This is a genomic window from Thioalkalivibrio sp. ALJ2 (assembly GCF_000378325.1).
GTDB lineage: Bacteria > Pseudomonadota > Gammaproteobacteria > Ectothiorhodospirales > Ectothiorhodospiraceae > Thioalkalivibrio.
Genome location: NZ_KB899554.1, coordinates 175,381 through 201,593 on the forward strand (window position 1 = coordinate 175,381; position 26,213 = coordinate 201,593).

A 26,213-nucleotide genomic window follows, 5' to 3' on the forward strand; every position below is an offset into this window, starting at 1 on the left:
CGCGAGCGTGTGCATTAATCAGTGTTTCCCTGGGCGCGATCAGCGGCGCAGCATCTCGCCGGCCAGCGCGAGGTAGGCCACCGCCCCGCGCGAGGAGGCATCATACAACAAGGCCGGCTGACCAAAGCTGGGGGCCTCGGCCAGGCGGATGTTGCGCGGGATCACAGTCCGGAACACGCGTTCGCCGAAGTGCCCGGTGAGCTGGTCGGAGACGTCACCGGACAGCCGGTTGCGCGGGTCAAACATTGTGCGCAGCAACCCGGCGATGCGCAGCTGCGGGTTGGGGCCCTTCTGGATGCTCTCGATCGTGCGCATCAGCGCGGTCAGGCCCTCGAGCGCGTAGTACTCGCACTGCATCGGGATCACGACCCCGTCGGCGGCCACCAGCCCGTTGACCGTCAACAGGTTCAGCGACGGCGGGCAGTCGATCAGGATGTGGTCGTAGTCGGCGGCCACCGGGCCCAGGGCGTCGCGCAACCGATATTCGCGTCGCTCCTGATCCATCAGGCGCACCTCGGCCACGGTCAGGTCCCCGTTCGCCGGCACCAGATCGAAACCGCCCTCCACACGGTGAGCGGCCTCCGGAACCGTGGCCTGGCCCAGCAGCACCTCGCAGGAGGTCGGGTCGTCGGCGTGCTTGTCCACGCCGGAACCGGTGGTGGCATTCCCCTGTGGGTCCAGGTCCACGACCAGCACGCGCTTGCCCAGCCGGGCGAGCGAGGCGGCGAGATTCACGCAGGTCGTGGTCTTGCCCACCCCGCCCTTCTGATTGGTGATGGCCAGCGTATCGGTCACGTCTCGGCTCTCTCGATAATGGCGATGTGCCGCTGGGCGGCCTCGCCGGGAATGGTAACCGGGTCCACAGCCCGGTACGACCACGGGGCGGGCAGCGGCGCGTCCGCCACCGAGCGCTGCCCGAGCATGGCCAGCACCCGCCCGCCCGTGGCCACCTGCGGTGCGACGCGCGCGACCATGTCCGCCGGTGCCTTGAATGCCCGCGCCAGGACCGTGGTGTAGGGCGCGGCGGGTCCGAAATCCTCGATCCGCATATGCACGGCCTCGACCCGGGTCAGCCCGGCCAGCCCGATCACGTTGCGCAGGAAGCGGATGCGCTTGGCCGCGCTGTCCAGCAGGCAGAAATCGCGCTCGCGCTCGCAGGCAGCCAGTATGAAGCCCGGCAGGCCGGCGCCCGTCCCGACATCCAGGATGCGGTCCCCGTGAAGATACGGGCGCAGGGTCAGGCTGTCGAGGATGTGCCGGGGGATCCACTGCGCGGGGTCGCGCACGGCGGTCAGATTGTGCACCCGGTTCCAGCGCCCGAGCTGCTCGAGATAGATCGCCAGGGCCTCGATGGCGGCTGCGTCCAGCGCCCACTCGTCGGCGACGGCGCCCAGGGCCGCCCGCCAGTCGTTACTCGCCACTGGCGCGCTGCTTCAGGTGAACAGCCAGAGCCGAAAGCGCGGCCGGGGTCACGCCCGGGATGCGCTGGGCCTGACCCAGCGTGTGCGGACGGAATTCGGCGAGTTTCTGGCGGATCTCGTTGGACAGACCATGCACCCGCGTGTAGTCGAGGTTGTCCGGCAGCGCCGTCTGATCGGCCTTCGCCTGGCGCGCGACCTCGGCCTGCTGGCGTTCGATGTACCCGGCGTATCTGGCCTGAATCTCGGCCTGCTCGCGCACGTCCGGCGTGCAGCCCGCATCCAGTTCCGGGAGAGCCTGCATCAGGGCGTCATAGTCGGCCTCCGGTCGGCGCAGCAGGTCGAGCAGTGTGGCATCCGGCTCCGGGGCCTTGCCGAGGAGCTCGACCAGGGCCGGGCGGCTGCGCTGATCCCGATCTGGTCGCGTCTGTGCAAGCCTGCTCATTTCCGACTCGATCGCGGCGGCGCGGCGCTCGAACCGTGCCCAGCGGGCATCGTCGACCAGGCCATGTTCGCGCCCGACCGGGGTCAGGCGCAGATCCGCGTTGTCCTCGCGCAACAGCAGCCGGTACTCGGCTCGCGAGGTGAACATGCGGTAGGGCTCCTGCGTGCCGCGGGTGACCAGGTCGTCGATCAGCACGCCGATATAGGCCTCGGAACGCTGCGGGATCCAGGGTTCGGCGTCCCGGGTCAGGCAGGCGGCATTGAGTCCGGCGACGAGGCCCTGGGCGGCGGCCTCTTCGTATCCGGTGGTGCCGTTGATCTGCCCAGCGAATAACAGGTTGCCCACCTCGCGCGTGGCCAACGACGGGCGCAGGCCGCGCGGGTCGAAGTAGTCGTACTCGATCGCGTAGCCCGGACGGGTAATGCGCGCGTGCTCGAAGCCCTCGATGCTCTGCACCAGCGGCACCTGGATCGCATAGGGCAGGGAGGTGGAGATGCCGTTTGGGTAGAGCTCGTGGGTGGTCAGCCCCTCCGGCTCGACGAAGACCTGGTGGCTGGTCTTGTCGGCAAAGCGCACGACCTTGTCCTCGATCGAGGGGCAGTACCGCGGTCCGGTGCTGTCGATCTGGCCGGAATACATCGGCGCCTGATCGAGGTTCGCCCGGATCAGGTCATGGGTCCGCTCGCTCGTACGCGCGATATGACAGGGGCGCTGTTCCGGGTGGTCGCCGGGCGAGCCGGTGAACGAGAACACCGGGCGCGGGTCATCGCCCGGCTGCACCTCGAGGCGCGAGAAGTCGACACTGCGCCCGTCGATGCGCGGCGGGGTGCCGGTCTTCAGGCGCCCGACCGCAAAGGCCATATCGCGCAGGCGCGCGGCCAGGCGCACGCTCGGCGGATCGCCCGCGCGCCCGCCCGGCTGCTGGGTCAGCCCGGTATGCATCTGGCCGTTGAGGAAGGTCCCCACCGTCAGCACGACGGCGCGAGCCGTAAACGCAATGCCCGCCTCGGTGACCACACCGGTCACACGATCACCGTCCATGGTGATGTCGGCCACCGGCTGCTGGAAGATCTGCAGATTGGGCTCGGCCTCCACGAACTGGCGAATGGCCTGGCGGTAGAGCTGCCGGTCGGACTGGGCGCGGGTCGCGCGCACCGCCGGACCCTTGCGCCTATTGAGGATGCGGAAATGGATGCCGGCGGCATCCGCCGCGCGCGCCATCACGCCCCCCAGGGCATCGATCTCCTTGACCAGGTGGCCCTTGCCAATGCCGCCGATCGCCGGATTGCAGCTCATCTGGCCAATGGTCTCGATGTTATGGGTCAGCAGCAGCGTGCGCGCACCCGCGCGTGCCGCGGCCAGAGCGGCCTCGGTGCCGGCGTGTCCGCCGCCAATCACGATGACATGAAATTCTTCTGCCATGACCTCTTGAAACCCGGCCGCTGGGCGGCCCGAAAAAGTAAAATCAGCAGTTTAGCAGGAGTGGCGGTGGCGTCGAAGCGGCCGCATGGGGATCCATGTTTCCCTACGCCATCACTTGCCGATGCAGAAACCGGCGAAGATCTCGCCGAGCAGGGCCTCGTGGTCCTGGCGACCCAGCAGGGCGTCCAGCGCCGCCTCGGCCAGGCGCAGCTCCTCGGCGATCAGGTCGGGCGCGGCGCTGGCCTCAATGCGGCCCAGATGCAGCGCCGCCAGGCGCAGGCCATCGAGGTGGCGCGCACGCACGCTGAAGCGCTGCTGCCCGCCCTCGCTGGCACCCAGCCGCTCGACGATGGCCTGCTTGAGTTCATCAATGCCCGCACCGGTGCGCGCCGAGATGACGATCCCCTCTGTAGATCGGGAATCCGCGACGCAATCCTGCTTGTTCCAGACCGTGAGCCGCGGGATCTCGGGCGGGGCCTCCAGCTCGGGGACGGCCTCCGGCCGGGTCAGATCCCGAAGGTCCAGGATCAGGTCGGCCCCGGTCGCAGCCTCGCGGGCGCGCTGCATCCCGATCTTTTCCACAGGGTCGTCGCTGGCGTGCAGCCCGGCGGTGTCGATCAGTTCCACCGGGATCCCGTGGATGGCGATCGGCGAGCGCAGTACGTCCCGGGTGGTCCCGGGGCGGTCGGTGACGATCGCCACCTCGCTCTCGGCCAATCGATTCATCAGGCTGGACTTGCCGACATTGGGGGCACCGACCAGGGCCAGACGCAGGCCCTGGGCGAAATAGCGGGCCGGGCGCAGGCGCTCGAGGAGCGCGAGGATGGTCGTGTGCAGGACCTCCGCCCGCCGGGCGATGTCCGGGGCGGCCTCGGATTCGAGGTCAGTCTCGCCGAAGTCGATCTCGGCCTCGATGACCACGCGCATGTCGCGGATGGCCCGGGAGACCGGCTCCAGCTCGGCGGCCAGCGCCCCGTCGAGGCTGGAGCGGGCCAGGCGCGCGGCCTGGGCCGTCTGGGCATGGATCAGATCGGCGACGGCCTCGGCCTGCGCGAGGTCGAGGCGGCCGTTCAGAAAGGCCTGTTCGGTGAATTCGCCCGGCCGCGCGCGGCGCGCACCGAGGCCGACCGCCGCCGCGACGAGCGCCTCCAGGAGCACCGGGCTGCCGTGGCCTTGCAGTTCGACCACGTCTTCACCGGTATACGAATGGGGCGCGGGGAAATAGAGGATCAGGCCATCGTCGATGGTCTCGCCGCTGGCCGGATCAGTGAGGCGGCCGTAATGAGCTTGGCGTGGTCGCAGGCGGTCGCGCCCGGTCAGGCGCCGTGCGATCACCAGCGACTGGGGGCCCGACAGACGGACCACGCCAATGCCGCCGACCCCCGGCGGGGTGGCGACCGCGACGATGGTATCCGCCACGGTCACGGCCCGGTCAGCTCTTCTGCTTGTCCGGGTCCTCGCCGCCCTCGATCTTGCGCGTGATGTACCACTGCTGGGCGATGGAGAACAGGTTGTTGGTGAACCAGTACAGCACCAGGCCCGCCGGGAAGAAGGCGAAGAAGATCGTGAACACGAATGGCAGCGCCATGAAGATCTTCTGCTGCACCGGGTCCATCGGCGGCGGGTTCAGCTTGTACTGCACGAACATGGACACGCCCATCAGGATCGGCAGGATGAAGTACGGATCACGCGAGGACAGATCCTGGATCCACAGCCACCAGGGGGCCTGACGCAGTTCCACGCTCTCCAGCAGCACCCAGTACAGGGCGATGAACACCGGGATCTGCACCAGGATCGGGAGACAGCCACCCAGCGGGTTGATCTTCTCCTTCTTGTACAACTCCATCAGCGCCTGGTTCATGCGCTGCTTGTCGTCCTTGTAGCGTTCCTTCAGGGCCTGCAGCTTGGGCGCAACCTTGCGCATGCGCGCCATCGAGCGATAGCTAGTGGCGGACAGCTTGAAGAACGCGAGCTTGATCAGGATGGTGAGCAGCACGATCGACCAGCCCCAGTTGCCGACGACGCTGTGGATCAGATCCAGCAGCCAGAACAGCGGCTTGGCCAGGAAGGTGAACATCCCGTAGTCGACGGTCAGTTCCAGGCCCTGGGCGATCTGGGAAAGCTCGTCCTGGAGCTTCGGTCCAACCCACAGTCGGGTCTGAAGCTGCCCGCTCTCGCCCGGGCGCACGGTCAGGGGCTCGGCCGAGTGCAGGCCGATCAGGTATTCCTCGCCAACCTCGCCAGGCACGGCGCGGGCATACAGCGCGTTCACCTCGTCATCGCCCGGGACCCAGGCAGAGACGAAATAGTGCTGGATCATCGCGACCCAGCCGCCATGCAGGCGTTGCTGGATGGGGTCGTCGGCGAGCGACTCGAAACGCTCCCGCTGGTAACTGCCGTCGAAATACGCGGCCCCCGTGAACGTATACAACCACCAGGACTCGCGGTCCGGGGTCGGCCCGTGGCGCAACTGTCGATACTGGCGCCCACTCCAGGTGGAATCGCCCTGGTTGCGGACCTCGTAACCCACCTCGATCAGATGAGTCCCGCGGGTAAAGGTGTAGGTCTTGATGACCTCGATCTCGCCATCGTCCGAGACCCAGCGCATCGGGACCTGAAGGGTATCGTCGCCCTCGGCCATCTCGAAGTGGTCGCCGTCAACCTCGAAATTGGCGTGGTGCGAGGGGGCCCGCCCCTCCATCGCGCGGTCGTTGACGCGGTCGTGCGTCAGGCCACTCTGAGCCACGTAGCCGCGCACGCGGTGGTCAAACAGGCGAACCGGAACCAGCGGGTCATCCTGCAGATCGCGCGGATACTGCAGCAGGTCTGCGCGCAGGATGGTGCCGCCACGGGTGTCGATCAGCAGCTCGTGCTTGTCGGTGCGGACGGTGAACTGGCGACGATCCGGCTCCTGGATCGGGCTGATCTCGGACACATCCGCGGCGGCACGTGGATCGTCCTCGTCCTCGAACTGGGGCGCGTCGGGGACATCCTCCGGGCGGGCATCGGGATCCTCCGCCTCTTGCTCGGCCGTTTCCGGCTGGGCAGGGGTGCCGTAGTCCTGGTTCCAGGCCTGCCACATCAGGAACAGGACAAAGGCCAGGCTGAGCCACAAAAGGGGACGCAAGTTATCCATGAGCGCGACTATTTCCGGGATCGATGCGAGTGGGCGGACAGATGGGGTTCCGGCACGGGGTCATAGCCCCCGGGGGACCACGGGTGGCAACGCAGAATGCGCCGCAGTCCGAGCCAGAAGCCGCGTGCGACGCCGTGTTTTTCCACCGCCTCGACGGTGTAGGCCGAGCACGTCGGGTAATGCCGGCAATGTGGCGCCATGAACGGGGAGATGCCGTACTGATAGGCCCGAACCGGCAACAGGGCAATCTTGCGTACAAGGGTCATTGCAGGCGATCCAGCAGCGTTTCCATCTCCGAGCGCAGGGCCCGTCGGTCACAGGTGCCCGCACCGGCGCGGGCCAGGACAATCAGGTCCACAGGTGGCAGCGCCGCGCGGCGTTGGCGGAAGGCCTCGCGCGCGATGCGCTTGACCCGGTTGCGATCCGTAGCGTTGCGCACATGGCGCTTGGCGATCGCGAGCCCCAACCGGGGCTCGCCGCCGCCCTCGCGGGCACGGTACAGCAGCGTCAAATAGCGGCCACGGATCGGACGCGCGTCGGCGAAGACGTGCCGGTAATCAGCACCGACCAGCAAACGCGCCTGGCGCGGGAAGCCCTGCGCCCCGGCGGTCATGATGGCCAGCCGGACAGCGCGATCAGTTGGTCGGGCAGAGACGCTTGCGGCCTTTGGCGCGACGGGCGTTCAGGACCTTGCGACCGCCACGGGTGGCCATGCGGGCACGGAAGCCGTGGGTACGGGCGCGGACAAGCCGACTCGGTTGAAAGGTGCGCTTCATGACGAATCTCGGACAATGGGATAAAGGGCGGAGAAAACTACCGTCAACCGTGCGCGAAGTCAATCAGCGGGCGAGACTTGGCTAGCGCACGGGGTCACCATCGGCGTAGACTCAGGGGCCCCCGAACCCTCGTGATCCCGGAGACCCGCGTGTGACTGCCAATACCCTGTGGACAGCCTGTCTGGATCGCCTGCAGGGTCGTGTGAGTGAGCAGCAGCTGAACACCTGGCTGCGACCCCTGCACGCCGAGGAGGAAGCCGGGGCCTTGCGCCTGCTGGCACCCAACCAGTTTGTCTTCGAACATGTCCGCGACCATCTCCTGAGTTCCATCGAAGAGGCCGTCAGCGAACTGCGCCCCGGCACCGAAGAGACCGATAGGCAACGCGTTCGCCTGGGGATCGGGGGCACGGAGTGGACCGCCGCGGAGCCCGAAGGCTCCGCACCTTCACGGGCACCCGCGAGCGCGCCAGCGCGGCGAGCAGCGGTCCCCAAGGGGCCGGTCAGCAACCTGAACCCGGCCTTCACCTTCGACACCTTCGTCGAGGGCAAATCGAATCAACTGGCGCGCGCGGCCAGTCTGCAGGTGGCCGAAAACCCGGGGGTCGCGTACAACCCGCTGTTCATCTATGGCGGCGTGGGCCTGGGCAAGACCCATCTGATGCACGCGATCGGCAACAGCATCCTGAGCCGGCTGCCGGAAGGCCGGATCATCTACCTGCACTCCGAGCGCTTCGTCGCCGACATGATCAAGGCGCTGCAGCACAACGCGATCGACGACTTCAAGCAGCACTATCGCACGGCCGATGCCCTCCTGATCGACGACATCCAGTTCTTTGCGAACAAGGAACGTTCCCAGGAAGAATTTTTTCATACATTCAACGCGTTGCTTGAAGGTCAGCAGCAGATCATCCTGACCTCGGACCGTTATCCGAAGGAGGTCGAGGGGCTTGAGGAACGGCTGAAATCACGTTTTGGCTGGGGCCTGACCATCGCCATCGAACCCCCGGAGCTGGAGACGCGCGTGGCCATCCTGCAGCGCAAGGCGGAACAGGCCGGGATCGAGTTGCCAACCGAGGTCGCCTTTTTCATGGGCAAGCGCATCCGGTCCAACATCCGGGAGCTGGAGGGGTCGCTTCGCCGGGTCATCGCGAACGCGCATTTCACCGGCAAACCGATCACCCTGGACTTCGCCAAAGAGGCGCTGCGCGACCTGCTCGCCGTCCAGAACAAGCTGATCACCTTGGAGAACATCCAGAAGACCGTGGCCGATTACTACCGCATCAAGGTGGCGGATCTGCTCTCCACTCGCCGCAGCCGCTCGGTGGCTCGACCGCGCCAGATGGCGATGGCACTCGCGAAGGAACTCACGCAGCACAGCCTGCCGGAGATCGGCCAGGCCTTCGGCGGACGGGACCATACGACGGTCATTCATGCCTGTCGCAAGATCGTCGAGTTGCGCGAGGCGGATGCGAGCCTGGATGAAGACTATGCAAATCTGCTGCGGACCCTGAGCAGCTGACGCTGACGCACATCCCTGCAGGTTGACCGAACAAGCTGTGGATAAGATGGGGGGAAGTCGTGCGCAGTCAGCGTAAATTTTTGGTGCCTGATTTCATCCACAGGATAGACACAGGCGATACAGAGGTTTGAAAGCCGTTTTTTGAATAATAAACGTCGAAAAATCAAGAAGTTAAAGGTTTTCCGCACAGGGAGAAGCGGACCTTATTATCATCAGTTTTAAATTACTTAAACCCAATTACAGGACACCGCCATGGAACTCTCTTTCCAGCGCGAAGCGATGACTGACGCCCTGCAACGGATTGTCGGGGCGGCCGAGAAACGTTTGACGATGCCGATCCTCGGCAACGTGCGCTTGCGACCGGATGAACGGGGCGGCATTCGCATGGATACCACCGACCTGGAACTGGCCTGGCAAGGTGAGGCGACGGGAACCATCCCCGGCGAGTGCGACGTGACAGTATCGGTACGCAAGCTGCTGGATGTGGTAAAGGCGGCACCGGAAGAGAGCGAGATCCGGGCGACGATCGATGGAGAACGGATGTCCGTGGGGTTCGCTGGCTCGCGTTTCAGTCTGGCCACGTTGCCGGGTGCGGATTTCCCCGACTGGGAGAGCAAGAGCTCGGAGTGGACCCTGGACATCCCGCAGAACCGGCTGCGTCGGTTGCTTGAGGCCACGATGTTCTCGATGGCGCAGCAGGACGTTCGCTATTACCTTCAGGGATTGCTGTTGGTAGCCAGTGGTCACAGCCTGCGCGCGGTGGCAACCGACGGGCATCGACTGGCACTGGCCGAGGCCGAGCTTGACCAGGCGATCGATGGACGGATCGAGAAGATCGTGCCGCGCAAGACGATCGCGGAGCTGCGCCGCAACCTGTCGGACGACGATGTACCAGTTCGCGTCGGGTTCAGTGAGGATCAGGTGCTGTTCGATCTTGGGAATGCGGTGCTGCGCAGCAAGGTGATCGAAGGGCGGTTCCCGGATTACGAGCGCGTGATTCCAGCGGACCTTCCGGCGACCCTGACGGTGGAACGCGAGCGTCTCAAGCAGGCACTGGCACGCGTATCCATCGTCGCGTCGGACAAGTACCGCGGGGTGCGGATGACGCTTGGCGATCAGGGCTGTCAGGTCATGACCCACAACGCGGATCGTGAAGAGGCCCAGGAGTCAGTCGAAGCCGAGTATCAGGGCCCGCCGATGGAGATCGGATTCAACCTCGGATACCTGGTCGATGTCCTCAATGCCATTGAAACCGAACAGGTCCGGATCGGGCTGCGGGACGGGAACTCCTCGATCCTGGTGCAGGCCGATCCTCCGGGTGGCGCGCGTTACGTCGTGATGCCGATGCGCCTGTAGTCGCGACCGGGCGAACAGACGCCGTGCTGGAAGCCCTGTGGTGGAGGGGGGTGCGAAATCTCTCGGAGCAGACGTTCGAGCCGGGCAAAGGTATCAACCGGCTCGTGGGTCCAAATGGCGCAGGCAAGACGTCGGTGCTGGAGGCCTGTCATGTGCTTGCCGCGGGACGATCGTTCCGGACGCCGCAGCTTCGTCGGGTCGTTCGGTCAGGCGAGAAGGGCCTGTGGATCGGGGGGCGGGTGCGTGACCTGCGTGGAGGTGAGCATCGCCTGGGCGTGAGCTGGGAAGGCACACGGCGGTCGCGGGTCGACGGGCGATGGATGGAAGGGCATGCCAGCGTTGCGGAGTGGCTGCCGGTCCGGGTGCTGCATGCGGGATCCTTTGAGCTGCTCACGGGATCGCCGGAGGAACGGCGCCGTTTGCTCGATTGGGGTTGCTTTCATTCCGTGCAGGGGTATCGGTGGCACTGGCAGCAATGGAGGCGGGCGCACGAGCAACGCAACGCCGCTTTGCGCAAGGGCGATCGTCGTGCGGCGCGAGAATTTGAACGCCCGCTAGTCGCCGCCGGTGAGATCATCACGCAGGCGCGACAGGCCTATATCGATCGCTGGGAGAGCAGCACTGCGGAGGCGGCGCGGGCCTTCGGATTTTCGCAGCGCCTGGAAGGCTTCCAGGTGCACCTTCGTGTTGGCTGGGAACGGGATCGTCCGCTCTCGGACGCAATTGCACGCAGCCGGGCCTCGGACGAAGAGAGGGGCTTCGGACAGGTCGGGCCGCAACGCGCAGACATCGACCTCCGCTTTGATGGTCGTGTGGCGGCGGAGGCGTCGCGGGGTGAACAAAAAAGGCTGATCACGGCGTTGACCGGCGGGCAGGCCAGGATGCTCGAACGTGAGGCCGGTAGGGCACCGGTCGTGCTACTGGATGATGTGGTTTCGGAACTGGATGTGGATGCGGTGGAAGGGTTGATGTGCGGCCTCCAGAACTTCGGGTGGCAGGTACTGGTCACCGCAGTCGAGTCGCGTATCCCCGGGCTGGAGGGTGGGCGATCCACGCGATTGTTTCACGTGGAACATGGTGTGGTGACCCCGGAATGAGCCGCGCCCCGGCCCCCGTCTTTGCGTTATACTGCAGTGTCTGTTACCCGCCGGATGCCGTAATCCATGTCCGAATCTGAACCGCTCGACCCCGAAACCTACGATTCTTCCCAGATCCGTGTGCTCAAGGGCCTGGATGCCGTGCGCAAGCGCCCTGGCATGTACATCGGGGATACCGATGACGGGACCGGTCTCCACCACATGGTGTTCGAGGTCGTCGATAACTCGATTGACGAGGCCCTTGCCGGCCATTGCGACACCATCGAGGTCACGATCCACGAAGACAACGCGGTGTCGGTCTCGGATAACGGGCGCGGTATCCCGGTGGATATCCATGAGGAAGAGGGCACGTCCGCCGCAGAAGTGATCCTGACGGTCCTCCACGCCGGCGGTAAGTTCGATAACAACTCCTACAAGGTGTCCGGGGGCCTGCACGGCGTCGGGGTATCGGTCGTGAATGCCCTGTCGGAAGAGCTCCGATTGGAGATCCATCGTGCCGGCCAGCGTCACGAGCAGATCTATCATCTCGGTGTACCTGATGCCCCATTGGCGGTCGCAGGCCCCACCGATCGGACTGGCACCAGGATCTGGTTCCGCCCCAGTGACGAAATCTTCACCGACATCGAATTCCACTACGAGATCCTCGCCAAACGCCTTCGCGAGCTCTCATTCCTGAATTCCGGTGTCCGGATTACCCTGCGCGACCAACGCGACAACCGCGAAGAGACCTTCCTGTTCGAGGGCGGTATTCGTGCGTTTGTCGAGCACCTGAATCAGAAGAAGACGGCGTTGCATCCCACCGTGATCTACGCGAACCAGACACGCGAGGATGACTACGTCGTCGAGGTCGCGCTGCAGTGGAACGACTCCTATCAGGAGAACATCTTCTGCTACACCAATAACATTCCGCAGCGCGATGGCGGCACCCATATGGCCGGTTTCCGCGCGGCGCTCACGCGTACGGTCAATCAGTACCTGGAGAAAGAGGGGCTGATCAAGAAGGCCAAGGTCGCCACCGCCGGGGATGATATGCGTGAGGGCTTGACCGCTGTACTCTCGGTCAAGGTCCCGGACCCGAAGTTTTCATCCCAGACCAAGGACAAGCTGGTCTCCTCAGAGGTCAAGCCGATCGTCGAGAGCGTCTTGTCCGATGCACTGACCAACTTCCTGCTGGAGAACCCTCCCGAGGCCAAGGCGATCACCGACAAGGTTCTCGAGGCGGCGCGTGCGCGCGAGGCGGCTCGCAAGGCGCGCGAGGTGACGCGCCGCAAGGGTGCGCTGGACATCGCCGGCTTGCCCGGCAAGCTGGCCGATTGCCAGGAAAAGGATCCGGCGCATTCGGAACTCTACCTGGTGGAGGGCGACTCAGCGGGCGGTTCTGCCAAACAGGGACGGGATCGGCATTTCCAGGCGATCCTGCCGTTGAAGGGGAAGATCCTCAATGTCGAGCGAGCACGCTTTGATCGCATGCTCGGATCCGCCGAGGTCGGGACCCTGATTACGGCGCTGGGTTGCGGGATCGGGAAGGACGAATACGATCCGGACAAGCTGCGCTACCACCGCATCATCATCATGACCGACGCGGACGTGGACGGATCGCACATCCGCACCCTGCTGCTGACTTTCTTCTTCCGTCAGATGCCCGAGCTGATCGAGCGTGGCCACGTCTATATCGCGCAGCCGCCGCTATACAAGATCAAGCGCGGCAAGCGCGAGCAATACGTCCGCGACGAAGCCGAGATGGGCGAAATCGTGGTCTCGCTTGCCCTGGACGGCGCCGCGCTGCATCCGGGTCCGGACGCCCCGCCCGTCACGGGCGAGGCCTTCGAAGAACTGGTGAAGGGCTACCAGAAGGCCGCCCGCGCGGTCGAGCGGCTCGGACGTCTGTACGACTCGCGCATCCTCTGGGCCATGCTCGAGGCCGACGCGATTCCCGAGCCGCGCAGCGTCACCAACCCAGAAGTTCAAGCCTGGTTCTCGCGCATCCTGGAGTCTATCTCCAGTGATCGCGCCGGTGCTACCCGCTACAGCCTGGGTCCGGTTAACAATGTCGACGGTCACGCCCAGCTGAGCCTGGATCGTCTCGAGCACGGCGCCGCGTTGTCGCAGTACATCACCGACGATACGCTCGCCTCGCGCGATTTCCAGACGATCCTGGACCTCTCTGCCCGCCTCAATGCCCTGCTTGAGTCTGGTGCCTACATCAAGCGAGGCGAACGCGTTCACCGCATCCAGGGCTTTTCCGAGGCCATGGAATGGCTGCTCCAGGAGGGCCGCCGGGGCCTGGCCACCCAGCGTTACAAGGGCCTGGGCGAGATGAATCCGGATCAGCTCTGGGAAACGACGATGAATCCCGAAACCCGTCGCCTGCTCCAGGTCCGGGTAGAGGATGCGATCCGCGCGGACGAAATCTTCACCACCCTGATGGGGGATCAGGTCGAACCGCGCCGGGACTTCATCGAAAGCCGAGCTCTGAGCGCGGAGAACGTTGACGTCTGATCCCGGATGGCGATCTTCGTCATCGTCACGATCGCCGGGCTCGTGGGTCTGACTCTGGGCATTGCGCGCTTGTACTCCCATCTGGCCGTCCAGGAACGCCAAGTGGTCGGCACCTGGGATCAACTGGAGCGCCTTCTTGTGCAGCGCAACGGCCACTTGCAGAAGGTCTGCATCCAAGCTGACAGCGGACCACCGGCCGCCCAGGATCTGCACCGATCCTTGCAGCGTCAGGAGACGGCTCGTCGCCGGGGCGACCTGACCACCGTCGCCGAAGCGGAGCGCGAAATCCGCGCCCTGTGGGACTCGATATACCAACAACCTATTGATATTAATAGAGAAAGTTTGGACGAGTCGACGCGACGGGTCGTCGCTCTGGATCAGGCCATTCGCGACACCCTGATTCGCTATAACGCCGCCCTGCAGACGTATCGGCACACCTGCCGCTCGCCCTTCTACGCACCGCTCGCCTGGCTCGCCGGAATGGGCCGTTACACACCCTTGCAACCCCCATCCTCCGATCCGGACAATCCTGCCTAGCCTTTCCAGCACCCTCCAGCGACCGGTTCGATGGAGTCTCGCAACGGCGGAACACCCTCCCGGGCCTGTGGTCCGAATGGCATAATTCCCGTCCTACTCGAATCTGGAGTCCACGTGACCAACCTTCTGCTGCAAACGGATCGCCTGCCCGCGTTTCGATCCATCGTCCCGGCACACGTTCTCCCCGCTATCGACACCGTCCTTCAGGAGAATCGCGACGGGATCGAACAGCTCGTCGCCCAGGCTGGCGACGCCCCGACCTGGGACGGACTTGTGGCGCCTTTGCAGCACCTGGATGCCCGTCTCTCTCAGGTATGGGCACCGGTCGGACATCTTAATGCGGTGATGAACAGTCCGGAGCTGCGCCAGGCATACAATGCCTGCCTGCCCAAGTTGTCCGAGTTTGGGAGCTGGGTGTCGCAGCATCAGGGGCTGTATGCCGCCTTTCGCCGCCTGGCCGATGGCCCGGAATACCCCCAGCTCGCGCCCGAGCGACGCAAGGTAATTGATGACGCCCTGCGTGATTTCCACCTCAGTGGTGTCGATCTCCCCGAGGATGCGCGCGCCCGCTTGCGGGAAATCGATGCCCGTCTGTCCGCACTCACGGCGCGATTCGAGGAGAACGTCCTTGATGCGACCCAGTCCTGGACCTGGCAGACCGACAACCAGGACGAACTTGTCGGCATTCCCACAGCAGAACAGGCCATGTTGGCCCAGAACGCCCGCGCCCACGAGCAGACCGGTTACGTCGTCACACTGGATTTCCCGAGCTATTTCGCGGTGATGAGCCATGCTGACAACCGCGAGCTTCGCCGCCGCGTCTACGAGGCCTTCGCGACCCGCGCATCTGACCAGGGCCCCGATGAAGGTCGCTTCGACAATAGCGACGTCATGGTCGAAATCCTCCAGCTGCGGGAGGAGAAGGCGCGCATCACGGGGTTTGCGCACTACGCGGAGCGCTCACTGGCGACCAAGATGGCCGAGAACGCCGGTCAGGTCGATACCTTTCTGCAGGACCTCGCCCAGCGGGCACGTCCCCGGGCCGAACAGGATCTGGCCGGGCTGCGTGCCTTCGCCCGCGATGAGCTCGGGCTCGACTCCCTGGAAGCCTGGGATATGGCTTATGCCGCCGAGAAGATGCGTGAGCGGCGTCTTGGACTGAGCCAGGAAATGCTGAAGCCCTATTTCCCCGCCAGCCAGGCGGTGGAAGGCCTGTTTCGCCTGGTCGAGCGCCTGTTCGGCGTGCATTTCGAGGCCGACCCGACTGTCGAAAGCTGGCATGACGACGTTCGCTACTATCGAGTCGTTGACGCGAACGGCGTCGAACGTGCGGGTTTCTACTTTGATCTCTACGCCCGCAAGAACAAGCGAGGCGGTGCCTGGATGGATGTCTGCCGCCAGCGTTTTGTCTCGGCAGAGGCCCAGCAGGTCCCGGTCGCCTTCATGACCTGCAACTCCACCCCGCCCGTGGATGGCAAGCCTGCGCTGTTTACCCACGACGAGGTGATTACCCTGTTCCACGAGTTCGGCCATGGCCTCCACCACATGCTCACACGCGTGAACGAGCCCGAGATCGCCGGGATCAATGGCGTCGAGTGGGACGCCGTCGAACTGCCAAGCCAGTTCATGGAGAACTGGTGCTGGGAGCGCGAGGCCCTGGATCTGTTCGCCCTTCATTACGAGACCGGCGAGCCCATGCCGGATGACCTCTATCAGCGCCTCGTCGATACCCGCCACTTCCATGCCGCGCTGCAGCTCCTGCGACAGGTCGAGTTCTCCCTGTTCGATATGCGCCTGCACGCGGGGCCCGCACCCGACAGCGCCCAGGCCATCCTCGATCTCCTGGAGACGGTGCGTGACGAGGTCGCGGTGGTCCGTCCGCCGGCGTTCAACCGCTTCCCCCATGGCTTTGCCCATATCTTTGCCGGAGGCTATGCGGCGGGCTATTACAGCTACAAGTGGGCGGAGGTCCTGTCCGCCGATGCCTTTGCACGATTCGAGGAAGAGGGTCTGTTCTCGCCCGAGGTCGGTGCAGCCTATCTGCGCGAGATCCTGGAGGTCGGTGCCTCGCGGCCCGCCGCCGATTCCTTCCGGGCCTTCCGCGGCCGTGACCCCGAGATCGACGCCCTGCTGCGGCACAGCGGACTGGAGAACGCCGCGTGAAGATTGCCAGCTGGAACGTCAACTCCCTGAAGGTCCGCCTGCCCCAGGTCCTCGACTGGCTGGGTAGCTCGCGCACGGACATCCTCGCCTTGCAGGAAACCAAGCTAACCGACGAGAACTTCCCGGTCAGTGCGATCCAGGATGCCGGTTACGAGGTGGTCTACTCCGGCCAGAAGACCTACAACGGCGTGGCCATACTCTCGCGTACACAGGCAACGGACGTCGTCACTGATCCGCCGGGGCTGGAGGACGCCCAGCGCCGCATCCTGGCGGCCACGATCGGCGATATCCGTATCGTGAACCTCTATGTGGTGAACGGCGAAAATGTCGGGACCGAAAAGTACGCCTACAAGCTCGACTGGCTGGCACGCATGCGCGCCTGGCTGGCCGCCGAGATCGAGACCTACCCGAACCTCGTGGTGCTGGGCGATTTCAACATCGCCCCGGAAGACCGCGACGTGCACGACCCCGAGGCCTGGCACGAGCGTATCCTGTGCTCGACCCCGGAACGGGAGGCCCTGGCGGCCCTCACGGACCTTGGTCTCGCGGACACCTTCCGTGCGTTCGAGCAGCCGGAAGAGGAATTCTCCTGGTTCGATTACCGCGCCGCTTCCTTCCGGCGCAACCGCGGCCTTCGGATTGACCTGGTCCTCGCCAGCCCCGCACTGCAAAAACGCCTGACCGCTGCCGGGATCGACCGCGAGCCCCGCGGCTGGGAACGGCCCTCCGACCATGCCCCCGTCTGGGCCGAATTCAGCGACTAGGCCCGGCCGACGGCCGCGCCCTGGGAGACACCTTTGAAATACAGGGACCTGCGTGACTTCATCGACGGGCTAGAGGCCCGCGGCGAGCTCAAGCGCATCACCACCGAGATCGACCCGAACCTCGAGATGACCGAGATCGCCGATCGTGTCCTGCGCGCCGGCGGACCCGCGTTGCTGTTCGAGAACCCCAAGGGTTCCGATATCCCGGTCCTGGCTAACCTGTTCGGCACGCCGGAACGGGTGGCCATGGGCATGGGCGAGGACTCGGTCGAGGCCCTGCGCGAGGTCGGCCGGCTGCTGGCCTTTCTCAAGCAGCCGGACCCGCCCAAGGGCCTGAAGGCGGCCTGGGAACAGCTGCCTGTGTTTCGCAAGGTGCTCGACATGGCGCCCAAGAAGACGCGCGGGGCCGCCTGCCAGCGTCATGTGATCGAAGGCGACGACGTGGACCTGTCCACCCTGCCGGTGCAGACCTGCTGGCCGGGGGATGCCGGGCCGCTGATCACCTGGGGCCTGGTCGTGACCCGCGGGCCGGAGAAGTCGCGGCAGAACCTCGGCATCTACCGTCAGCAGGTGATCGGCCGCAACCGTGTGATCATGCGCTGGCTGTCGCATCGCGGGGGCGCGCTGGACTACCGGGAATGGTGCCAGGCCCATCCAGGTGAGCCGTTCCCCATTGCGGTGGCCCTGGGGGCCGATCCTGCGACCATCCTCGGCGCGGTCACACCCGTGCCGGATACGCTGTCGGAATACGCCTTTGCCGGGCTGCTGCGCGGCAGCCGCACGGAGGTCACCCGCTGCATCGGCTCCGATCTCGAGGTCCCGGCATCCGCCGAGTTCGTGCTGGAGGGCCATATCCACCCCGGCGAAACCGCGCCCGAGGGCCCGTTCGGCGATCACACGGGGTACTACAACGAGGTGGACGAGTTCCCGGTGTTCACCATCGACCGTATCACCCACCGTGAACAGCCGATCTATCACTCCACCTATACCGGGCGTCCGCCCGATGAACCGGCGGTCCTGGGGGTTGCCCTGAACGAGGTCTTCATCCCGATCCTGCAGAAGCAGTTTCCGGAGATTGTGGACTTCTACCTGCCGCCTGAGGGTTGCTCCTACCGTATGGCGGTGGTTTCCATGCGCAAGCAGTACCCGGGCCACGCGAAGCGCGTGATGATGGGGGTGTGGTCGTTCCTGCGCCAGTTCATGTATACAAAATTCGTGATCGTCGTCGATGATGACGTGAACACGCGCGAGTGGAACGATGTAATCTGGGCGATTACCACGCGCATGGACCCTGCGCGTGACACGACGCTGGTGGAGAACACGCCGATCGACTACCTGGATTTCGCCTCACCCGTCTCGGGGCTGGGCTCCAAGATGGGTATGGACGCGACCTCCAAGTGGCCGGGCGAGACCGATCGCGAGTGGGGCCGACCGATCACCATGGATCCGGCCGTACGTGAGCGGGTGGATGCCCTCTGGGACGAGCTGGGGCTGTAGCCGTCGCCACAGCCCCGCCCGGCCCCTAGTTGCCCAGGTGTGCGCCGTCCTCGGGTAGCCGCACCCAGGCCGCGATGTCGGCGCCCATGGCCCGTACCGTGCGACCCATCACCGCGCAGCTGCCCTTGAACCCGCCGAATGCCCCGCCGCCAGACACCCGGCGTGAGGTGAAGTCAGCCACCGCCTCGCCGTTCTCGTACAGCGTGCCCTCGGCCTCCGCCAGGGACCGGTGTCCGGACCAGGCGCTGCCGTCATTGCGGGCCTGGGTGATCTCCACCACCAGTACCTTTCCAGCATCCCCGGGGCTCACGTCCGCGCCGGATTCCACGCGGACATCATGGCGAGCCCCGAACTCCTGCACGAAGCCGGGGAAGCGCTCCTCCAGCTCGCATTCGCGGCGAATGGCTTCGGACACCGTTGCATCGTCGCTGTAGGCGAACCGCTCCGGGACCGCGACGATCACCTCCGGATCGGTGACCTCCGCAGCGGCTTCGGCCCCTGCATCGGTCGTCGTGTCACGGGTTTCGTTGGCTGCACATCCGCCCAGAATCATTACCCCGACGGCGGCCAGTGCGGCTGTCCATTTTTCTCCTTGCATTCCTTTCTCCCTGCCTGTGATTGGCGCCCCCGAGTCTGCCCCATCCCGTCCATGGAATGCACCCCGGGACCGCTACATGCGGCTTCCGGGGTTGCTTGCGTTCGCCCGGACCGTGGAGACAATAGGCCCCCTTGTTGGACCAGCAGCGGGAGCAGCGCATGGCCTTTGACGTGATCATCCAGCCCAGCGGGCAGCAACTCGAGGTCGAAGACGACGAGACCGTACTCGAGGCCGCGTTGCGCCAGGGGTTTGCGTTTCCCTATGGCTGCCGTAACGGCGCCTGCGGATCCTGCAAGGGGCGCGTCCTCGCGGGCGAAGTGGACCACGGGCCGAAAAAGCCGCCGGGCATTACCGAGGCCGAACTGGCCGATGGCTGGGCCCTGTTCTGCCAGGCGGTCCCGGTGGATGACCTGGAGATCGAGGTGCGCGAGATCGGCGCGGCCAAGGATATCGTCGTGAAGACGCTGCCCTGTCGTGTCGCCCACCTGAACCGCCTGGCCGACGATGTCATGGAGCTGCGTCTTCAGCTCCCCGCAACCGAGCGCATGCAGTTCCTCGCCGGACAGTACCTGGATGTCCTGCTCAAGGGCGGCGGGCGCCGTAGCTACTCGCTGGCCAATGCCCCGCATGACGACGAACAGCTGGTCCTGCATGTGCGCAACCTGGAGGGTGGGCGCTTCTCGAAGATGGTGTTCGAGGAGATGCAGCCCAAGGCGCTGTTACGGATCGAGGGGCCGCTCGGCACGTTCTTTGTCGACGAGGAATCGGAGCGGCCGCGCCTGTTCGTTGGTGGTGGCACGGGCTTCGGCCCGCTCAAGGGGATGCTGGACCATCTGGCGGTCGAGGGCTTCGACCGCCCGCACCACCTGTTCTGGGGCGCGCGCAGTGCAGTAGGAATTTACGCCCCCGATTGGCTCGGCCGCATGAGCGCCGAACACGGTGAGCATTTTCGCTTTACGCCGGTGCTCTCCGATGTGCCGGCGGACACGGCGGGCGGGTTCCCGGCTGTCGCGGGCTGGCTACACGATGCGGTACTGGCCGAATACCCCGACCTGTCCGGCTTCGATGTCTACATGGCCGGTCCGCCGGCGATGATCGAGGCGGCGACCAATGCCTTCCTCGCCGCGGGCCTGCCGACCGAACAGCTCTACTACGACAGCTTCGAGCCGGCCGCGCCCCACGAATAGTGGCGCGCGACCCCGCTGATCAGCTGGTCGCGAGTTGCGCGGCCAGGCGGTGCACCGCCTGCTGCATCGCGGCGTCAGTCGGGTCCTCTGCGACCTCTACGGCGGCCTTGAACCCCAGCTCGTGGGCGATCTCGCCGATCCGTTCGGAACCCACCACCAGCGGTGTCTTGCGCAGCCACATGCGCCCGAGCTTGCCGACCATCTCGTAGAGATTGCGCAGCCCCTCGCCACTGGTGATCGTGATGATGTCGATCTGGTCGCGCGAGAACGCATACATCAGCGCGCCGGTATCGCCCTCCGGGCGCCCGCGTCGATAGGCCTCGGCAAAGGTGACCTCCGCACCACGCGACTTCAGCGTATCGCCGAGGTATTCGCGCCCGCCGTCGCCGCGAAAGATCACCACGCGCTGGCCGGCCACGTCCTGCATCGCCGGCTGTTCTAGCAGCGCCTCGCTGTCGAAGCGCCGCGGCGGGGCGATGTCCACGTTCAGGCCGAAGCCCTTCAGTTCCTTCGCGGTCCGGTTGCCGATGGCCGCGATCCGCGTCTCTTCGGGCCAGGTGCGGTCAGCCAGCGCCAGGTTCAGCACCCGCTGTACCGCGTTCGGACTGATGAAGACCGCGATGTCGAAGGAGTCCAGCTGATCCAGCACCGCGCGCAGATTGGTCGGGTCGCTGGGCGCGAGGATCTCCAGCACCGGAAAGCGGATCACCTCGGCGCCATCGCCAGCCAGCAAGGTGCAGAACTCCTCTGCCTGCGCCGCCGGCCGCGTGACCAGGATCCCGCAGCCGTTCAGGGGGCCGTCGGCGGTGGGCTTCATGATATCCAGATCGGCCATCTTCAGGATCCCTTCGTGGAGGCTGCGTTCGCGGCGTGGGCGGCGGCCAGCAGCTCGCCGGCCCCCAGTTCCAGCAGTTGTTCGGCCAGCTGCACCCCGAGGGCCTGCGCGTCGCTGCGCGGCCCTTCCACCTGGCGTCGCAGGAGCTGGCTGCCATCGACCGCACCGACCAGACCGTCCAGGTACAGTCGGTCGCCATCCAGGGTCGCGTGGGCGGCCAGCGGTACCTGGCAGCCGCCTTCCAGGCGGCGATTGAACGCGCGTTCGGCGCGCACGCGGTCGGAGGTGTCGCGGTCGTTCAGGGGTGCAATCAGTGCCGCGATGTCCGGGTCGTTCTCGCGGCACTCGATGGCGATTGCCCCCTGGCCCACCGCGGGCAGGCTGACCGCCGGTTCCAGCCGGGCGCGGATGCGCTCGTCGAACCCGAGGCGTTTCAGCCCGGCTGCCGCCAGCAGGATCGCGTCATATTCGCCGGCATCCAGCTTGCCCAGCCGCGTGTTCACGTTGCCGCGCAGATCGGTGATGTGCAGGTCCGGCCGCCGCGCCCGCAGCTGGCACTGCCGGCGCAGGCTGGACGAACCCACGCGCGCCCCCTCGGGCAGTTCGTCGACATGGGCATAGGTATTGGAGACGAACGCATCCAGCGGATCCTCCCGGTCGAGGATCACCGGCAGCACCAGGTCCGCCGGAAGCTCCATCGGCACGTCCTTGACCGAATGCACCGCGATATCCGCACGATCCTCCAGCATCGCGACCTCCAGCTCCTTCACGAACAGCCCCTTGCCGCCGATACGGGCCAGCGGGGAGTCGAGCACGCGATCGCCCTGGGTCGTCATGCCGACCAGTTCCACCGGAAGATCCGGGTGCAGGTCCCGCAGGCGCGCGGCGACATGTTCCGCCTGCCACATGGCGAGCGGGCTTTTTCGAGTGGCGATACGCAGGGGTTTCATGCGGGGTCCGGCGGCTGGAGAATAAAGCGCCGTAGTATAACGGTTTCGGCGTAGCGGCCCGAACCCTCCCGGATCGCGGGGCTACCGGGTTCCGTTATGGGAGATCGCCGCGCAGGAAGGCCCGTACCTGCGGCAGCTGGCGGCGGCTGACGGCGACCGGATCGAGCTGACCATGAAACAGCAGGCGGTGATCGGCCGGGCCGCGCGTCTCCAGCCCCCGGATCGCCGTGCGTACCACCAGACAGCCGCGGCGCACGCACAGGAGGGCATCGCCGAACCGGGATTCCAGTTCGTGCAGTCGCGTATCCACAAACCCCTCGAGCTGTTCACCGCGCGCAATCACATAGCCGTCTTCGGCCGTGAAGTAGGCGATACGGTCCAGGGCCACGCGTTCCTCGCGCCGCCCGATGGATAGACGAACCGTCCGTGGAGCGGGCGCCGAAGATCCGGCCTTGTGCCGGGCCGCGCGCTCCAGAGCCTGGGTCAGGCGCTCCCCTCGCACGGGCTTGAGCACGTAGTCGCGCACGCCGGCCTCGAAGGCGTCCAGGCTGAACTGCTCGTGTGCGGTGACCAGGATCACCATCAGGTCGGGCTGCCTGGAACCGATCTCGGCGGCCAGATCCATGCCCGACTCGCCGGGCATCTCGACATCCAGCAGGATCAGGTCTGGCCCTTCGCGATTAATGGCGTCGCGTGCGCTGATCGCCTCGGCCGCCTGGCCAATCACCTGATGTCCGGCGTCGCTGACCATCGCGGCCAGGCGCTGGCGCGCGATCGGTTCGTCATCCACGATCAGGACGCGCAAGGCTTCACTCGACATGTTGATTCCCCCGTTCCAGTGGCAGGCGAATGCGGACCTCGAACTCGCGCTCCCGGGCCTCGATCTCGAAGCGGCACCGATCGCCAAAGGCATGGCGCAGGCGCAGGCGTACGGCCTCGCTGGCGGTGCCGGTCCCCTCGCTGTGCGCCTCCGGGTCGACGCTGTTGGTCAGCGACAGCATTACCGTGCCGGAGTCGAGCCGACAGCGAACGCGCACGAAGCCGGGACCCCGGGCCGGTCCGATCCCGTGCTGGATCGCGTTTTCCGCCAGCGGTTGCAGGATCAGGGTGGGCACACTGACGTCCAGACCGGCCTGATCCGGGCAGTCCCATTCCACCTCCAGGCGCTCGCCAAAACGCGTCTGCTCGATATTCAGGAAAGCTCGCACCAGCTCCAGCTCCGCGCGCAGGGACTGGCGATCCGCGGTCGCGAAGGTGGCGCGAAAGAGATCGGCCAGATCCAGCGTGATCTGCTCCGCGCGCGCGGGTTCGCTGCGGCACAGCCCGGCAATGGTGTTCATGCTGTTGTAGAGAAAGTGCGGCCGCAGCCGCGCGCGCATCGCCTGCTCGCGGGCGCGGGAGACGGCCCGGGTCTCGCGCTGCCAGGCCGCCTGCAGGTAGAGGTAATGCATCGCCACCAGGCTCAGGATCGTGGCCACCGCGATCGCCGGCCAGCGCCAGGCCGGATCGGCCAGCTGCAGGCCCTCGGCCCCCAGAAAGACCGCCGCCGTGTTGGCGATTGGCACCAGCGGGGGCAGGACGATCTGGCCCCACAGGGGCAGGCGCACCAGCAGCCGCTTGCCGGCGCACAGGATCAGCAGGCTGGTCAGCGCGACCCAGAAGATGAACAGCGCATGCAGGGCGAGCCCCGGTACCCAGTCCTGCCCGCCCCCGCGCAGCAGGGTCACCGCTAGGGCCAGCAGTACCGCGACCATCAGCACGCGCAACAGCGTCTCGGCGCTGCAGAAATCCGGCAGCGGCGATTGTTTCGCCAGTTCGGTGGTCTCGTCGTCCGGCGCAGGTGCCTTCACGACCCGTCTCCCCTCCGGGTGCCGTCCATCCTTGTATTTGGTCGGGGGACACTGTGCCGCGTCTCCCTTATACTTCCGTGTCTTTCCAACCCGGTTCAGGGTGCACCATGACGCAGGATTCCGCACGCGACAAGCCACAGGCCCCGGCCCCCGAGGGCGAGGCCAAGCTCTGGGGCGGCCGTTTCTCCGAACCCACCGATGCCTTTGTCGAACGCTTTACCGCCTCGGTCGAGTTCGACCAGCGCCTGTACCGGGAGGATATCCAGGGATCGCAGGCGCATGCGCGCATGCTGGCCAAGGTCGGCGTCCTGACCGACGCCGAGGCCGAACAGATCCTGCAGGGGCTGGACGCCATCCGCGACGAGATCGCCGCCGGCAAGTTCGACTGGCAGATCGGCCGCGAAGATGTGCACATGAACATCGAGGCGCGGCTGATCGAGCGGATCGGTGACGTCGGCAAGAAGCTGCACACCGGCCGTTCGCGCAACGACCAGGTGGCGACCGACATCCGCCTGTGGCTGCGCGCCGCCATCGACGACATCCTGAGCCTTGTCCGGGCCTACCAGCGCGGGCTGGTGGATCTGGCCGAGCGCGAGGCCGAGACGGTGATGCCCGGCTTTACCCATCTGCAGACCGCGCAGCCGGTCACCTTCGGGCACCACATGCTGGCCTGGTACGAGATGCTGGAGCGCGATGCCCAGCGCCTGGTCGACTGCCGCGCGCGGGTCAATGTCCTCCCGCTGGGCGCGGCCGCGCTGGCCGGGACACCGTATCCGCTGGATCGCGAGTACACCGCCGAGCTGCTGGGCTTTGACGGGGTGACGCGCAACTCGCTGGACGCGGTCTCGGATCGCGACTTCGCGATCGAATTCACCGCCGCCGCGGCGACGCTGATGATGCACCTGTCGCGCCAGGCCGAGGAACTGATCCTCTGGACCAGTGCGCAGTTCGCGTTCATCGACCTGCCGGACCGCTACTGCACCGGTTCGTCGATCATGCCGCAGAAGAAGAACCCGGACGTGCCCGAGCTGGTGCGTGGCAAGACCGGCCGGGTCTATGGCCACCTGATGTCCTTGCTGACCCTGATGAAGGGCCAGCCGCTCGCCTACAACAAGGACAATCAGGAGGACAAGGAACCGCTGTTCGACACCGTGGATACCTTGCTCGGCTCGCTGCGCGCGTTTGCCGACATGGTGCCCAACCTGGAGGTGCGTGCGGAGAACACCCTGGCCGCCACGCGCAAGGGCTTTGCCACGGCAACGGATCTTGCCGACTACCTGGTCGGGCGGGGTGTGGCCTTCCGTGATGCCCACGAGGTCGTGGGTCGTGCGGTACGGGTGGCGCAGGATCGTGGGGTCGATCTGGCGGAACTGCCGCTGGCCGACCTGCAGGCTATCAGCGACGCGGTGGGCGACGATGTTTACACGGTGCTGACGCCGGAGGGGTCGGCCGCTGCTCGCAACCTGACCGGCGGCACCGCCCCGGAGCAGGTCCGGCGCCAGGTCGCGGTCGCCCGCGAGCACCTTGCGGGCACGATGGGCTGAGACACGATCGAGGTGGTGCGAAGGCGCACCACCTGATTTACCAGGATCGTCAGTAGGCCAGCGTCGAGTCGATCACTTCCCACATCACGTTACCGTGCACCACCTCGTAGCCGAGCAGGACCTGGCCATGGGCATCGTCGCCCTCGAAGTTCGCCAGTACCCAGCGGTGGTTCAGCACGTGGATGCCGTCGGGCCGGAACGCAAAGCCCTCGTCACCCTCCGCCTCGTGCGGGATCAGCTCCGGATGTTCCATCAGATCTGCACGCAGGCGCTCCTCGGCGCGTGCCATGCCGCGGCGTTGCAGGTCCTGGATGTGCGCGTTCGTCAGGCCCAGTTCGACCGGGCGCGGAATCTCGTGCCGGGTGTATTCCTGTAGCTGCACCTGCGTCTGGTACAGCTCGCGCTGGGCCTCGGTCACATCCTGCTCCAGCCCGGTGGCACGGGCGATGTAGATGGCGAGGATGATGACGAAAAACAGCATGAAGCCCAGCCAGGCCAGGCGCTCGCTGTTCTTCAGGCCACTCTGATTCTTGTTGTCCTGCTCTTCGGTCACGAGTCTCCTCCCGGAAATGGGGCGTACGACATGGTCGCCGTGCCCGCGTGACGGAACACCCGGGCAC

General features: G+C 65.9%; 24 protein-coding genes. 10 read left to right on the plus strand and 14 right to left on the minus strand.

From position 1 onward, the window contains the following. Positions 1-39 precede the first annotated feature (39 nt). The 8 genes from F468_RS0100800 to rpmH all read right to left on the minus strand — a co-directional run bounded on the left by F468_RS0100800 (position 40) and on the right by rpmH (position 7,197). Positions 40-795 carry a ParA family protein gene (locus tag F468_RS0100800; RefSeq protein ID WP_018139740.1) on the minus strand — a complete coding sequence of 252 codons (756 nt, stop codon included), beginning with the start codon at positions 793-795 and terminating at the stop codon, positions 40-42. Continuing rightward, the gene (rsmG, locus tag F468_RS0100805) at positions 792-1,421 is read right to left on the minus strand and encodes a 16S rRNA (guanine(527)-N(7))-methyltransferase RsmG (RefSeq protein ID WP_018139741.1); all 630 of its coding nucleotides are present in this window, start codon (positions 1,419-1,421) and stop codon (positions 792-794) included. Before rsmG ends, F468_RS0100800 begins: the two co-directional genes overlap by 4 nt. Next, positions 1,411-3,285, minus strand: coding sequence for a tRNA uridine-5-carboxymethylaminomethyl(34) synthesis enzyme MnmG (gene mnmG, locus F468_RS0100810; RefSeq protein WP_018994440.1), 1,875 nt, complete (start codon positions 3,283-3,285; stop codon positions 1,411-1,413). The genes rsmG and mnmG overlap by 11 nt, the downstream gene beginning before the upstream one ends. 111 nt (positions 3,286-3,396) lie before the next feature. Next, entirely contained in the window at positions 3,397-4,710 is a 1,314-nt protein-coding gene (gene mnmE, locus F468_RS0100815) for a tRNA uridine-5-carboxymethylaminomethyl(34) synthesis GTPase MnmE (protein WP_018139743.1), read from the minus strand. 7 nt (positions 4,711-4,717) lie between these two features. After that, positions 4,718-6,421 (minus strand): membrane protein insertase YidC, encoded by a 1,704-nt coding sequence (yidC, locus tag F468_RS0100820; RefSeq protein WP_018649132.1) that lies wholly within the window; start codon positions 6,419-6,421, stop codon positions 4,718-4,720. Between the two features lie 8 nt (positions 6,422-6,429). Continuing rightward, positions 6,430-6,687 carry a membrane protein insertion efficiency factor YidD gene (yidD, locus tag F468_RS13990; RefSeq protein ID WP_018649133.1) on the minus strand — a complete coding sequence of 86 codons (258 nt, stop codon included), beginning with the start codon at positions 6,685-6,687 and terminating at the stop codon, positions 6,430-6,432. Then, on the minus strand, positions 6,684-7,034 hold the full coding sequence (gene rnpA / locus F468_RS0100825; RefSeq protein ID WP_018994441.1) for a ribonuclease P protein component: 351 nt from the start codon (positions 7,032-7,034) through the stop codon (positions 6,684-6,686). The genes yidD and rnpA overlap by 4 nt, the downstream gene beginning before the upstream one ends. A gap of 22 nt (positions 7,035-7,056) precedes the next feature. Then, the gene (gene rpmH, locus F468_RS0100830; RefSeq protein ID WP_012983964.1) at positions 7,057-7,197 is read right to left on the minus strand and encodes a 50S ribosomal protein L34; all 141 of its coding nucleotides are present in this window, start codon (positions 7,195-7,197) and stop codon (positions 7,057-7,059) included. A gap of 151 nt (positions 7,198-7,348) precedes the next feature. On the opposite strand from rpmH, the gene dnaA reads away from it, so the two are divergent. The 8 genes from dnaA (at position 7,349) to ubiD (ending at position 18,629) form a co-directional block, all read left to right on the plus strand. Further along, entirely contained in the window at positions 7,349-8,716 is a 1,368-nt protein-coding gene (gene dnaA, locus F468_RS0100835; protein ID WP_012981417.1) for a chromosomal replication initiator protein DnaA, read from the plus strand. A gap of 252 nt (positions 8,717-8,968) precedes the next feature. Beyond that, positions 8,969-10,072 (plus strand): DNA polymerase III subunit beta, encoded by a 1,104-nt coding sequence (gene dnaN, locus F468_RS0100840; protein ID WP_018994442.1) that lies wholly within the window; start codon positions 8,969-8,971, stop codon positions 10,070-10,072. A 23-nt stretch (positions 10,073-10,095) separates the two neighbouring features. After that, on the plus strand, positions 10,096-11,169 hold the full coding sequence (locus tag F468_RS0100845) for a DNA replication/repair protein RecF (protein WP_081616948.1): 1,074 nt from the start codon (positions 10,096-10,098) through the stop codon (positions 11,167-11,169). A gap of 66 nt (positions 11,170-11,235) precedes the next feature. After that, on the plus strand, positions 11,236-13,668 hold the full coding sequence (gyrB, locus tag F468_RS0100850) for a DNA topoisomerase (ATP-hydrolyzing) subunit B (RefSeq protein ID WP_018139749.1): 2,433 nt from the start codon (positions 11,236-11,238) through the stop codon (positions 13,666-13,668). Between the two features lie 6 nt (positions 13,669-13,674). Further along, positions 13,675-14,205 carry a hypothetical protein gene (locus F468_RS0100855; protein ID WP_018994444.1) on the plus strand — a complete coding sequence of 177 codons (531 nt, stop codon included), beginning with the start codon at positions 13,675-13,677 and terminating at the stop codon, positions 14,203-14,205. Between the two features lie 114 nt (positions 14,206-14,319). Next, positions 14,320-16,368 carry a M3 family metallopeptidase gene (locus F468_RS0100860; protein ID WP_026296478.1) on the plus strand — a complete coding sequence of 683 codons (2,049 nt, stop codon included), beginning with the start codon at positions 14,320-14,322 and terminating at the stop codon, positions 16,366-16,368. After that, complete coding sequence (gene xth / locus F468_RS0100865; RefSeq protein ID WP_018139753.1) at positions 16,365-17,132, plus strand: exodeoxyribonuclease III; 768 nt, start codon at positions 16,365-16,367, stop codon at positions 17,130-17,132. The genes F468_RS0100860 and xth overlap by 4 nt, the downstream gene beginning before the upstream one ends. A 33-nt stretch (positions 17,133-17,165) precedes the next feature. Next, positions 17,166-18,629, plus strand: coding sequence for a 4-hydroxy-3-polyprenylbenzoate decarboxylase (gene ubiD, locus F468_RS0100870; protein WP_018139754.1), 1,464 nt, complete (start codon positions 17,166-17,168; stop codon positions 18,627-18,629). A gap of 25 nt (positions 18,630-18,654) precedes the next feature. On the opposite strand, the gene F468_RS0100875 is transcribed toward ubiD, so the two are convergent. Then, positions 18,655-19,227 (minus strand): hypothetical protein, encoded by a 573-nt coding sequence (locus F468_RS0100875; protein ID WP_026296479.1) that lies wholly within the window; start codon positions 19,225-19,227, stop codon positions 18,655-18,657. Between the two features lie 158 nt (positions 19,228-19,385). Between F468_RS0100875 and F468_RS0100880 the strand changes: the two genes are divergently transcribed. After that, entirely contained in the window at positions 19,386-20,414 is a 1,029-nt protein-coding gene (locus F468_RS0100880; RefSeq protein ID WP_018994448.1) for a CDP-6-deoxy-delta-3,4-glucoseen reductase, read from the plus strand. Positions 20,415-20,433: 19 nt separating this feature from the next. On the opposite strand, the gene F468_RS0100885 is transcribed toward F468_RS0100880, so the two are convergent. From F468_RS0100885 to F468_RS0100900, 4 genes are all read right to left on the minus strand, one after another. Continuing rightward, positions 20,434-21,249, minus strand: coding sequence for a uroporphyrinogen-III synthase (locus tag F468_RS0100885; protein WP_018994449.1), 816 nt, complete (start codon positions 21,247-21,249; stop codon positions 20,434-20,436). A gap of 2 nt (positions 21,250-21,251) precedes the next feature. Further along, entirely contained in the window at positions 21,252-22,199 is a 948-nt protein-coding gene (gene hemC, locus F468_RS0100890; protein WP_081616949.1) for a hydroxymethylbilane synthase, read from the minus strand. Between the two features lie 94 nt (positions 22,200-22,293). Then, positions 22,294-23,019, minus strand: a complete 726-nt coding sequence (locus F468_RS0100895; protein ID WP_018994451.1) for a LytTR family DNA-binding domain-containing protein — start codon at positions 23,017-23,019, stop codon at positions 22,294-22,296. Beyond that, positions 23,009-24,049: a sensor histidine kinase gene (locus F468_RS0100900; RefSeq protein ID WP_018994452.1), complete on the minus strand. Its 1,041-nt coding sequence runs from the start codon at positions 24,047-24,049 to the stop codon at positions 23,009-23,011. The genes F468_RS0100895 and F468_RS0100900 overlap by 11 nt, the downstream gene beginning before the upstream one ends. Before the next feature lie 107 nt (positions 24,050-24,156). Here F468_RS0100900 and argH point away from each other — a divergent pair, with 107 nt between their 5' ends. Further along, positions 24,157-25,593, plus strand: a complete 1,437-nt coding sequence (gene argH, locus F468_RS0100905) for an argininosuccinate lyase (RefSeq protein WP_018139760.1) — start codon at positions 24,157-24,159, stop codon at positions 25,591-25,593. Positions 25,594-25,642: 49 nt separating this feature from the next. On the opposite strand, the gene F468_RS0100910 is transcribed toward argH, so the two are convergent. Beyond that, positions 25,643-26,146, minus strand: a complete 504-nt coding sequence (locus tag F468_RS0100910; RefSeq protein ID WP_018994453.1) for a hypothetical protein — start codon at positions 26,144-26,146, stop codon at positions 25,643-25,645. Between the last annotated feature and the right edge of the window lie 67 nt (positions 26,147-26,213).